Here is a 10327-nt window from a genome sequence, read left to right as displayed (position 1 = left end):
CCATGAGCTTCGCCGGGCAGGGCTTCGTCGTGGTGCAGCCGTCGGAGGAGGCGCCGGTGCAGGGCAGCGGGGCGCAGCAGCAGCAACAGGGCGGCCTGCTCGGCGGCCTGCTGCAGTGACCCCGGAGTGCGCGGGGCGTCCGTCCGGCCGCCCCGCGCCCGGTCAGCTCAGCTCGCCGGTGCGCAGCCGGGCCAACCAGGCCGCCGCGTCGGCGTAGTCGGCGTCGGAGAGGCCGGCCGGTGCCGGGACCGGCCGGTCGCTCGCCGCCGGGCTCCAGCGGTGCCGGGGGTACGACCCGAGGAAGCGTACGTCTGCGCAGACCCGGCGCAGCCCCTGCAACGCCTCGCCCAGCCGGACGTCGGCGACGTGACCGGTGCAGTCGAGGAAGAAGACGTACCGGCCGAGCGCCTCACCGGTCGGGCGGGACTCGATCCGGGTCATGTTCACCCCGCGGACGGCCAGTTCCATCAGCACGGACAGCAGCGCGCCCACCCGATCGTGGGCGATGTAGACCGCCAGCGAGGTCACGTCGTCCCCGGTGGGCGGCGGGGGCGGGCCCGGGCGGGAGAGCAGCGCGAAGCGGGTCACCGCGTCCGGGTGGTCGGCGATCTTGTCGGCGAGCACGGCCAGCCGGTGCCGGGCCGCCCCGATCGGGGCGCAGATGGCCGCGTCGTACTCGCCGCTCGCGGCGCCCGCCGCGGCGGCGCCGTTGGAGAGCACGTCGACCACCGTCGCGTCCGGCAGATGGTCGCGGAGCCAGTTGCGGCACTGGGTGGACGCCTGGGGGTGCGCCGCCAGGCTGCGCACGTCGGCCAGCGAGGTGCCCGCGCGGGCGGCGAGCACGAACTCCACCGGCAGGATCACCTCCCGGGTGATCACCAGTGGCTCCCCCTCGGCCAGTTCGTCGAGGGTCACCCCGACCGCGCCGCCGATGGAGTTCTCCAGCGGCACCAGCGCGGCGTCCGCGTCGCCGGCGCGGACCGCGTCCAGCGCCTCACCGACGCTGCGGGCCGGCGTGCGGCTGCCCCGTTCGGCGGCCGGCACCGTACGCAGTGCCTGCTCGGCGAAGGTGCCCTCGGGACCCAGGTAGACGAAGCGGGTCGGTGGTGTTCCCGGCATGGCGACCAGCCTACGCACCCGGGGTGCCGTCGCAGGCCAAGGTCCGGATGCCGGGCGGTCCGGCGGCGCGTACCTCGACGGAGCAGACGTCGGTCCCCGCGGTGACCAGATCGAGGGCCTTGGGCTTGCCCCGGGTGACCACCTGGAGCTCCTCGTGCCCGCGCACCGCCAGCACGGTGTACTGCCAGCCCCCGGCGCAGAGCGGTCCGGACCGCACGGTGACCCGTACGTCCCGGGGCAGCACCCCGCCCCGCCCGCGCACCAGGGACACCACCCGGTCACCGGTCGGGCCGGCCGGGCAGGCGGTGGCGACCAGGTCGGACGGGCTGGGGACCGGTGCGGGGGCGGCCGGGCCGGCCGGCGGCGGGCTCGGCGTCGGGGTGGGAGTGGGGGTGGCGGCGGCCGAGGCGGTGACCACCGGGGTGGCGGTCTGGCGCAGCTCGGGTGGGGCGCCGCAGCCGGCGAGGGCCAGCAGGGCGACCAGCGCCGCCGGGAGGTACCGGCGGCGGGGGGCGGGTGGGGGCGAGCTGGGTGACACGGTCCATCCTCGGCATCGACGTACGCCGTTGTGGCTGACTGGCCGAGCCCATCGTAGGAGCATCGCCCGATCGGGTGAAGGTCACGGGTGGAAGCGATGCCGGGCGCGCCGGCTGCCGCGGTCAGACGCGGGAGAAGAAGGTGAGCGACCCGGCGACCTCGCCGTCGGTGAGCACCGGGGTGGAGATGGCGTCGACGGTGGTGCCGGCGTCGTCGCCGGAGCCCTGGACCCGGAGCAGCCCGCGGGCGAGCCGGCCGGAGTGCAGGGCGAGCAGCGGCGGGATCTTCTCCGTGTCCTGCTCGGTCAGCTCGCTGGGCCGGGCGGTGAAGTCGACCAGCCGCAGGCCACCCTCCAGCAGCGGCCGCCCGACGACGTCCTCCGGGGTGCTGAGGCAGAGCAGCTCGCAGCCGGACGAGGAGATCGCCACCACGGTGGTGTCGCCGTCGATCAGCAGGCAGGGCTCGGCGGCCCGGGAGACGGTCCCCGACCACTGCCCGAAGTTGTCGGACTCCTGCTCGGCCGGGGTCCCCACCGTCGGGGGGAACACTTCCGAGAGCGAGAGTTCGACGTGGGCCACCGCGCCTCCTATGTACACCGACGGTCTGTCCACGCTAGCCGGTCGTCACGACGACCGCCCGACCGCGCTCGGTCCACCGGTCGCCGCTGCTGCCGGGGAGCCCGGAGCCTCGACGCGATCGGGGAACGGATGTCGGTGCGAGGGGTGCCCGGTGTCGGGCGGCCGGCGACGGCGCGGCGGACGGAACCACCGGGGGCGGATCCGCGGACCGCGTGGCGTCGCCGGAGACGTTACCGCCGGGCGGCCCGCTTGTCAGCGGCCGTTCGGCCCTCCTCGTACCACCGGTAGTCGGCGGCTGGACGGTACGTGCCGTTGAGCCAGGTGGAGGGGGACTCGGCGACCCGGGACAGCTTCTCGGCGGTGGCCGGGCTGATCCGGTTGCCCGCGGCGACGAGCAGGCGGTCCAGCTCCCGATGGGTGGCCATCAGACAGTCCTTCGGCAGGCCGTAGACGCTGATCACGCCGGAGCCGACGAAGGTCAGCACCGGGGTGACCGGGATCGGCAACCCCACGGCGTCGGAGAGGGCCTTGCTCGCCCGCTTGGCGTCCCGGCGCGCCTCGGCCACATAGGGCGGACGCTTGCCGTTGATCTGCACCACGTCACCGGCGACGAGCACCCGGGCGCGACCGTGGTCGGCGATGGTGACCGCGAAGAGGCCGCTCGGCCCGATGGCGAGGAACCCGGCCCGCTCGTCCTGACCGCGGTCGAGGAGGACGTCCGCCGCGTCCGTACGGGGCCACTCGATGACGTGCCAGGCGGGCCCGAGGTGGTCGAGCTGGCCGAGGGCCCGGGCTCCGGCCGCCTCCAACCGGCGGGCGCCCCGCTCGGCCCGGCGACGGCGGGCCCACTCGAGGGGCGTCGGTCGGGCTGGTTCGAGCACCGAGGTGGGCTCGACCCGGGGGTGGGGCAGCGCGACGGTCGGCAGTGCCCGGGTGGGTACGGCTCGACGAGCGGGAAAGACAGTCATCGCGACCTCCGGCAAAAGGTCTCTCGAAGTTATGTCTCCACTACCCTACGTTGCCTACCCCCGGGCTCGGCAAGTTGGAGCGCCGGAATGAGTGCGGATGAATGCCATATTCATTCACACTTCTTTTCCCGGATGGTGCCGAAGCCTGCCCTACGCTGCGAGGGTGACCCACTATGTGGACAGCGAGGTCGGTCGGCTCGGCACCGTGCTGCTGCACCGCCCCGGGCCGGAACTCGCCCGCCTGACCCCACGCAACAACGACTCGTTGCTCTTCGACGCTATCCCATGGGTGGGCAGGGCGCAGGAGGAGCATGACGCCTTCGCCGCCGCGCTCCGCGAGCGCGGCGTGGAGGTGCTCTACCTCGCCACGCTGCTGGCCGAGACGCTGGCCGTGCCGGACGCCCGGGCCGAGCTGACCGAGTTGGTGCTCCGCTCACCCCGGCTGGGCGACACCTTGCGCCGGCGGATCGCCGACCACCTCGCCTACCTCGACCCGGCCGCCCTCGCCGACGTGTTCGTCGCCGGGCTCGCCCACGAGGAGCTGCGGATCGGCCGGGACCGGCCGGGCGGTCTGGTCTGGACCCTGATGGACCGGCACGACTTCGTCATCGACCCGCTGCCGAACCTGCTCTTCACCCGGGACTCCTCGGTGTGGATCGGGGACCGGGTCGGGGTGACCAGCCTGGCCATGACCGCCCGGCGGCGGGAGACCAGCCTCACCGACGCGATCTACCGGCACCACCCGCGGTTCGCCGGCACCGAGTTCGTCTACCACCCGGAACTCGAGCACCTCGAGGGCGGCGACGTGCTGCTGCTCGCGCCGGGCGTGCTCGCCGTCGGGGTGGGCGAGCGGACCACCCCGGCCGGGGCGGAACGGCTCGCCCGGCAGGTGTTCGCCGCCGGCCTGGCGCACACCATCCTGGTGGTGCCGATCGCCCAGGAGCGGGCCACCATGCACCTGGACACCGTCTGCACCATGGTCGACGTGGACGCCGTGCTGATGTACCCGAACATCGCCAGCACCCTGTCGGCGTACACGGTCATCGCGGGAGCGGACGGCGACGAGCCCCGGGTGGACGGGCCGGCGCCGTTCCTGCGGGCCGCCGCCGACGCGATGGACCTGGACCAGCTCCGGGTGATCGACACCGGCCTGGACCCGGTGACCGCCGAGCGCGAGCAGTGGGACGACGGCAACAACACCCTCGCCCTGGCGCCCCGGCTCTGCGTCGGCTACGAGCGCAACGTGGAGACCAACGCCCAGCTGGAACGGGCCGGCATCGAGGTGATCGCGATCGCCGGCTCGGAACTGGGCTCCGGCCGGGGCGGCCCGCGCTGCATGTCCTGCCCGCTGGTCCGCGAGCCGCTGCGCCGCTGACGGCGACGGGCCCCGGTCGACAACCGGAGCCCGTCGTGGAGGACCAGGTCAGCGCAGGGTGAGCTGGCGGCCGAGGAGGCCCTGCCGGGCCCGTCGCGCGGCCGCGTCCAGCGGCTCCTTCTCCTCCAGCGCCTCGGCGTACCGCTTGGCGAACTCGGTCACCGGCTCCTCCCAGTCGGTGGCCGGGACGTCCTCGGGCAGGTCCCAGACCGGCACCAGGCGGCCGTGCGCCCGGAACATGCCGGCGAAGCGGGTCTGCTCGCCGAGGGTCAGCGTGCCGGCCACGCCCAGCCGGGACAGGGCGTCCAGCGCCGCGTCCTCGTCGTCCGGGAGCACCCAGCGCACGTGCGCCTTCTCCGGCACCTGGCACCAGTACGCGGCCCGCGCCGCCGCCAGCTTGACGGTCGGGTAGATCGCCGCGTTGGCCCGCTCCAGCGACGCCTGCACGGTCGGGTCGTCGGCGGCGCCCGGGTCCAGCCAGAACTCGAAGCCGTCGTGCATCGTGATCTCCAGCGGGCCGTCCACCAGGACGTCCTGGAGGCGGGGGCCCGGCCCGGGCAGCGGCGGCACGGTGACCTGGCCACCCGGCTCGGTACGCAGGGCGCAGAGCAGCGCGTCGGCCAGGTCCCGGGAGACGTCGCCGGACTGCTGGTGCCGCTGGAGGCCGATGAACACCCGCCCGTCCGGCTTGGTCATCGCCGGGGCGGCCATCGGCAGCACGGTGGCCAGGATCACCGGGCGGTCGCCGTACTCCGCCACCAGCTCGGGGGTCAGCCGCAGCGGCGCGGAGGCGGCCGGGACCAGCTCGCGCAGGGCGATCCATTCCGGCTCGTCGACCAGACCCTCGAACGGTCGGGGCACGAAGACGTCCCGTACCTTCTCGCGCTTCGGGGTGGCTTCGGCGGCCCGCTGGCTCTTTCGACGCTTGCTCACGGCGACACAGCCTAGATGCCGGGCCGGACCCGGGTGGGCAGGACCCGCCCCCGGACGCCGGTCAACCCGCCACGACCAGATCGGGCCGGGGCACGCCGGTCGGGTCGAACTCGGCCCAGACGCTCTGCCCGAGGCCGTCCCGTTCGACGCCCCAGCGGCTGGCCAGCCCGGTGACGATGTGCAGGCCGCGGCCGTCGATCGCGTCGGGGGTCGACGGGCGCATCAGCGGACCCGAGGCGGACCCGCCGTCGGTCACCCGGAGCTGGACGGTCTGCCCGTCGTCGGCGGAGCGCAGCCGCCAGGCCACCCGGACCACGCCGCCGGGTAGCGGATCCGCGTGGCGCACCGCGTTGCCGACCAGTTCGGCGAGGACCGCGACCAGGTCCGCCAGCAGCACCGGGGGTACGACGTCGGCCAGCTCGTCGGCGAGCCGGTGCCGGGCGAGGCGCGCGCCGGTCGCGTGGTGGGGCACCACCACGCACCACGATCGTTCGGCCGAACCCGTCGCCACCGTCGTTCCTCCACCCACTGGGTGCCCAGGTCATCCCCGCGGCAGCCGCACCTCTGCGACCGTACCCCCACCGGCTCTCGGTCGGAGGGATACCCATCCATTCTGCTGTTCAACGATTTGGCGGACGAGATAGAGACCCAGTCCCGCGCCGGGATAGCGTCGGCGGTCACCGGACTCGCCCTGCCAGAACCGGTCGAACGCCCGTTCCACGTGCTCGGGGCGGATGCCGATGCCGCGGTCGGCGACCCGGAAGGAGACGGTGCGCTCGTTCGCCTCGGCGGCGACCTCGATCGGGGTGTCCGGCAGTGAGTACTTTCCGGCGTTCGTACTCAGCTCGGTGAGCACGGTGGCGAGGCTGTGCCGGTCGCCCAGCGCCTTGGGCAGGTCGTCGGGGAGGTCGAGGACGATCCGGTGCCGGACGTCCGCCGGCAGGTCGGTCAGCGCGCTCCGCAGCGCGTCGCCGAGGTCGAACGGGGCGGCCGGCTCGCCACCGGGCCGGTGCTCGGTGGCCGCGGTGAGCAGCCGGTCGACCAGTCGGGCGAGCTCGTTGGCACGCTGACCGATGATCATGGCGGCCTGCCGCCGGTCGGTGTCGCTGAGCGACTCCCAGTGGTCGGTGAGGGTGTCCGCGTACCCCTTGATCACGGTGACCGGGGTGCGCAGCTCATGGCTGGTGACCGCGACGAAGAGGTCCCGGTCGTCGTCGCGGCGCTGCTGGTCGGTGATGTCCCGGAAGGTGATCACCCGCAGCCCGCCGGGTCCGGGCAGCTCCCCGGCGGTGATCCGCAGCCAGCGGCCGTCCGGGAGCCGGTGGTCGAGCACCTGACCGGGCGGGGGCAGCGGGAACGGCAGCGGGCGGTTCAGCGCCTCCCTGGACGGCCGGCCGGTGACCTGGGCGGCGGCCGGGTTCCAGAGCCGGACGTGGTGGTGCCGGTCCACCACCGCCAGGCCGTCGGCCAGCGCGGCCACCACCGGGCCGTCACCGTGCACCGGGAGGCCGGTCTGGTCGCCGTACATGTGCCCGATGCAGGCGGCGACGTACCCGATGACGGCCCGCTGGGACGCGTCGAGCGGGTCGCCCTCCGGATAGAGGGCGTGCAGGCTGCCCACGGTGAGGCCGCCGATCTCGGCGCGGGCGACGATCATCCGGGACAGCCCCCGGGCGGCCACCTCGACGGCGAGCGCGCCGGGGACGGCGTCCGTCCGGAGCTCGCGGACCGGGGACCCGGAGAGCAGGCAGACGGTGGCCGGGTCGGTGGCGGGCAGGGGCCGGCCGACGACGAACTCGGCGCTGCCGGTCGCGGCGATCACCCGCCCCCCGGCGGGGGCGAACTCCACCCACACCAGGCCGGCCGCGCCGACGGCGGGCTGCACCACCCGGAGCAGCCGGGTCAGCACGGAGAGGCCGGACTCCCCGGAGTTGATCATCGCGATCACGTCGGTGTGGCCGGTGATGAGGGCAGTGAAGTCGGTTCGCTCCGGCATGTCCCGAGTGTGCCGCGCCGACCGGTCCGGGGACACCCCCGGCCGTACGGGCGGGATCGGCCGCCGGGCCGATCGCTCATCGACCCAACCGGGCCAGGGTCCGGGCGGGCCGGTCGGTGATCACCGCGTCCACCCCGGCGGCCAGCACCAGTTCGAGGTCCTCCGGCTCGTTCACCGTCCAGACGTAGACCTGGTTGCCGGCGGCCCGCAGGGCGGGCACCAGCTGCGGGCGGGCCCGGACCAGGCCGATCCCCGGCCCGGCGATCCGGGTGCCGAACGGCAGCCGGCCCAGCCGCAGCCAGCGCGGCAGCACCTCCAGCAGCAGCACCGTGGGCAGGTCGGGCGCGAGCTCGCGGATCCGGCGTACGGCGAGCGGGGAGAAGGACATCACCGTCACCTGGACCCGGCCGTCCGGCCGCGGCTCGGCCAGCCCGTACCGGCGCAGCAGTGCCACCAGGCGGCGCTCCACGTCCCGCCCGTACCGGGAGGGGTGCTTGGTCTCGATCAGCAGCCGGACCGGCCGGCCGGCGGCCAGCACGGCGTCGAGCAGCCGTTCCAGGGTGAGCAGCCGGGTGTGCGACTCGTCGAGCGGTTCGTCGCCGTCGGCCGCCACCCCGCCCGGGTGCCAGGAGCCGAAGTCCAGCGCCTCCAGCTCGGCCAGCGTACGCGCGCTGACCAGCCCGTGACCGTTGCTGGTGCGGTCCAGCCGGCGGTCGTGCACGCAGACCAGGTGCCCGTCCCGGGTGAGCCGGACGTCGCACTCCAGGCCGTCGGCGCCCTCGTCGAGGGCGCGCAGGTACGCGGCGAGGGTGTGCTCCGGCAGGTCGTACGAGGAGCCGCGGTGCGCGAAGACCAGGGGGTCGGTCATGCCGCCGACACGCCTCAGGCGACCCGGCCCGGCTGCCCGTCGTCGGTGACCACGGGTCGGCCGGCGGCGGCCCAGTCGCCCATGCCGCCCTCGACGTTGCGCACCTGGTCCCACCCGTTGCGCATGAGGTACGCGACGACCTGCGCGGAGCGCCCGCCGGAGCGGCAGATCACCGCCACCTCGCGGTCGTCGGGCACCTCGGCCATCCGGGCCGGCAACTCGGTCATGGGCAGGTGGTGGGCGGTCGGCGCGTGGCCGGCGGCCCACTCGTCGTCCTCCCGGACGTCGAGCAGGTAGATGTCGTCGGGCACGGCCGACGCGGGCACGCTGGGAACCTGGGGTCCGAACACGGCTACCAAGCCTAGACGGCCGTCCGGATCAGAGGTGGTTGACCCAGCGCGGGTTGGCGGCGGCCCACGCCGGCATCCGGGCGCCGCGGACCGCGTCGAAGACGCCGGCGCCGCCGTTGTCCAGCACCACGTACGAGACCTCGCCGATGGTCTGCGGGTACGAGGGGACCTGTACGCCCTGGAGGGCGTCCGCGGGCAGCGCCCGGAGCGCGAGCAGCAGGTCCTCCACCGGTACGCCGTTGGTGTCCACGGTCAGCGCGCCGCCGACGGCCCGCAGCACCTGGTCCAGCTTGACCGGGTCGCTGCGCAGGTGGGTCTCGCCGGCCTTGTCCAGCACCGCGCGGAGCATCTGCTGCTGGTGTCGCTGCCGGTCGTAGTCTCCGTCGGGCAGGTTGTAGCGCTGGCGGACGTAGTCCAGCGTCCGGGCGCCGTCCATCTGCTGGCAGCCGGGGGTGAACAGGGTCCTGGTGTGGATGGACCGCACCTGCGTGTCCACGCACATCCGGATCCCGCCGAGCAGGTCGATGACCTGCTTGAACCCGGAGAAGTCGACCAGTGCGGCGCCGTCGAAGCGGATCCCGGTGAGCCGGGTGAGCGTGGCCGAGAGCAGCCGGGCACCGGCCTCACCGCCGCCGCCGTGCTCGTACGCCGCGTTGATCTTGTCCTGGCCGCCGCCGTAGCCGGGCGCCGCCGGGATGGCGACGAGCAGGTCGCGCGGGATCGAGATCAGGTACGCCTGCCGCATGCCGGCCGGCACGTGGACGATCAGGATGGTGTCCGAGCGTTGGTCCTCGGGGTTGGTGCCGGGCCGGTGGTCGGAGCCGATCAGCAGGTAGTTGAGCGGTTGCGACAAGTCGGTACGCCGCTCCCGCGCCGTGCCGTCGAGCAGTTGCTGCTTGGTCACCGTCCGGTCGTACCGGTTGGTGAGCCAGTGCAGCCCGGCGATGCCGAGCGTGGCGAGCAGGACCAGGGCGAGTCCGGCGCCGATCAGGAACCGGGCCCAGCGGGCGGGTCGCCCCCGCCCGCGTCCGGTCCGCGCCGCCCTGGCCGTGACACCCCTCCCCGTGGCTGTACGTGAGACCCGCTCACGTCAGGCTACGGCCCGGGGAGGCCGGCGGTGGCCGCTTCGCCGCAGCTACCGCCGGGTCCGGGTCATTTCCGGGTGGAGAGGACGCTCGGGTTCGCCACCACGAAGTCGGCGAGTTTGTCGTTCTTGACCGCCTGGAACATCTGCCGGCTGGTGTCGTTGAGCATCTCCCGGCCGCTGGCCGCGGTGGAGAAGCTACCGCCGTTGGTACGCAGGGTGACCAGGTCGTTTCCCGTCACGCCCTTGAGGGTGAAGATGAAGTCCGCGATGGGCGCGCCGCCGGTGTCCAGGATGAAGGCCTTGCCGGCCGCCTTGATCAGCTGGTTCAGCTTGAGCGGGTTGGTGAGCATGCCCTTGTCGGTGGCCTTCCTGGCCATCGCCTTGATCAGCTGCTGCTGGTTCTGCTGGCGGTCGTAGTCGCCGTTCGGCAGGCCGTAGCGCTGGCGGGCGTAGTCGAGGGCCTCCCAGCCCTCCATCTCCCGGCAGCCCTTCTTGTGCACCACCGGGGTCATCGGC

12 protein-coding genes and 1 pseudogene are annotated in these 10327 nt (G+C 74.1%); 2 read left to right on the top strand and 11 right to left on the bottom strand.

Annotated features, from left to right (window positions below; genetic code table 11):
- Window positions 1-119, top strand: a pseudogene (locus tag ACWEVO_RS18340) (AIM24 family protein); the annotation flags it as partial.
- A 43-nt stretch (window positions 120-162) separates the two neighbouring features.
- On the opposite strand, the gene pheA reads toward ACWEVO_RS18340, so the two are convergent.
- The 4 genes from pheA to ACWEVO_RS18320 all read right to left on the bottom strand — a co-directional run bounded on the left by pheA (window position 163) and on the right by ACWEVO_RS18320 (window position 3202).
- Window positions 163-1119 carry a prephenate dehydratase gene (pheA, locus tag ACWEVO_RS18335; protein ID WP_452308729.1) on the bottom strand — a complete coding sequence of 319 codons (957 nt, stop codon included), beginning with the start codon at window positions 1117-1119 and terminating at the stop codon, window positions 163-165.
- A gap of 10 nt (window positions 1120-1129) precedes the next feature.
- Window positions 1130-1657: a hypothetical protein gene (locus ACWEVO_RS18330; RefSeq protein ID WP_452308728.1), complete on the bottom strand. Its 528-nt coding sequence runs from the start codon at window positions 1655-1657 to the stop codon at window positions 1130-1132.
- A gap of 121 nt (window positions 1658-1778) precedes the next feature.
- Window positions 1779-2234, bottom strand: coding sequence for a hypothetical protein (locus ACWEVO_RS18325; RefSeq protein ID WP_452308727.1), 456 nt, complete (start codon window positions 2232-2234; stop codon window positions 1779-1781).
- 230 nt (window positions 2235-2464) lie between these two features.
- Window positions 2465-3202 (bottom strand): hypothetical protein, encoded by a 738-nt coding sequence (locus ACWEVO_RS18320; protein WP_452308726.1) that lies wholly within the window; start codon window positions 3200-3202, stop codon window positions 2465-2467.
- A 163-nt stretch (window positions 3203-3365) separates the two neighbouring features.
- On the opposite strand from ACWEVO_RS18320, the gene ACWEVO_RS18315 reads away from it, so the two are divergent.
- On the top strand, window positions 3366-4577 hold the full coding sequence (locus tag ACWEVO_RS18315; protein ID WP_452308725.1) for an arginine deiminase: 1212 nt from the start codon (window positions 3366-3368) through the stop codon (window positions 4575-4577).
- Window positions 4578-4625: 48 nt separating this feature from the next.
- Here the strand turns inward: ACWEVO_RS18315 and ACWEVO_RS18310 are convergent, their stop codons facing one another.
- From ACWEVO_RS18310 to ACWEVO_RS18280, 7 genes are all read right to left on the bottom strand, one after another.
- Window positions 4626-5510: a DUF5926 family protein gene (locus tag ACWEVO_RS18310; protein WP_452308724.1), complete on the bottom strand. Its 885-nt coding sequence runs from the start codon at window positions 5508-5510 to the stop codon at window positions 4626-4628.
- Window positions 5511-5571: 61 nt separating this feature from the next.
- On the bottom strand, window positions 5572-5988 hold the full coding sequence (locus ACWEVO_RS18305; RefSeq protein ID WP_452308730.1) for an ATP-binding protein: 417 nt from the start codon (window positions 5986-5988) through the stop codon (window positions 5572-5574).
- 63 nt (window positions 5989-6051) lie between these two features.
- Window positions 6052-7506, bottom strand: a complete 1455-nt coding sequence (locus ACWEVO_RS18300; protein ID WP_452308723.1) for an ATP-binding protein — start codon at window positions 7504-7506, stop codon at window positions 6052-6054.
- Window positions 7507-7582: 76 nt separating this feature from the next.
- Window positions 7583-8374, bottom strand: a complete 792-nt coding sequence (locus ACWEVO_RS18295; protein WP_452308722.1) for a glycerophosphodiester phosphodiesterase — start codon at window positions 8372-8374, stop codon at window positions 7583-7585.
- A gap of 14 nt (window positions 8375-8388) precedes the next feature.
- Complete coding sequence (locus ACWEVO_RS18290; protein ID WP_452308721.1) at window positions 8389-8724, bottom strand: rhodanese-like domain-containing protein; 336 nt, start codon at window positions 8722-8724, stop codon at window positions 8389-8391.
- A gap of 28 nt (window positions 8725-8752) precedes the next feature.
- Window positions 8753-9628 carry an LCP family protein gene (locus tag ACWEVO_RS18285; RefSeq protein ID WP_452308720.1) on the bottom strand — a complete coding sequence of 292 codons (876 nt, stop codon included), beginning with the start codon at window positions 9626-9628 and terminating at the stop codon, window positions 8753-8755.
- Window positions 9629-9876: 248 nt separating this feature from the next.
- Window positions 9877-10327, bottom strand: a 451-nt coding sequence (locus tag ACWEVO_RS18280) for an LCP family protein (RefSeq protein ID WP_452308719.1), incomplete at its 5' end; no start/stop codon positions are given.

This window comes from Micromonospora sp. NPDC003776, from assembly GCF_053605645.1.
The sequence above is the reverse complement of the archived record's forward strand: the minus strand, read 5'-3'. Positions and strand labels throughout refer to the sequence as shown.

Bases quoted from the DNA above. Each gene is read 5' to 3' on its own strand.
- pheA (WP_452308729.1), bottom strand. From the start codon at position 1,119: ATGCCGGGAACACCACCGACCCGCTTCGTCTACCTGGGTCCCGAGGGC.
- ACWEVO_RS18320 (WP_452308726.1), bottom strand. From the start codon at position 3,202: ATGACTGTCTTTCCCGCTCGTCGAGCCGTACCCACCCGGGCACTGCCG.
- ACWEVO_RS18300 (WP_452308723.1), bottom strand. From the start codon at position 7,506: ATGCCGGAGCGAACCGACTTCACTGCCCTCATCACCGGCCACACCGAC.
- ACWEVO_RS18295 (WP_452308722.1), bottom strand. From the start codon at position 8,374: ATGACCGACCCCCTGGTCTTCGCGCACCGCGGCTCCTCGTACGACCTG.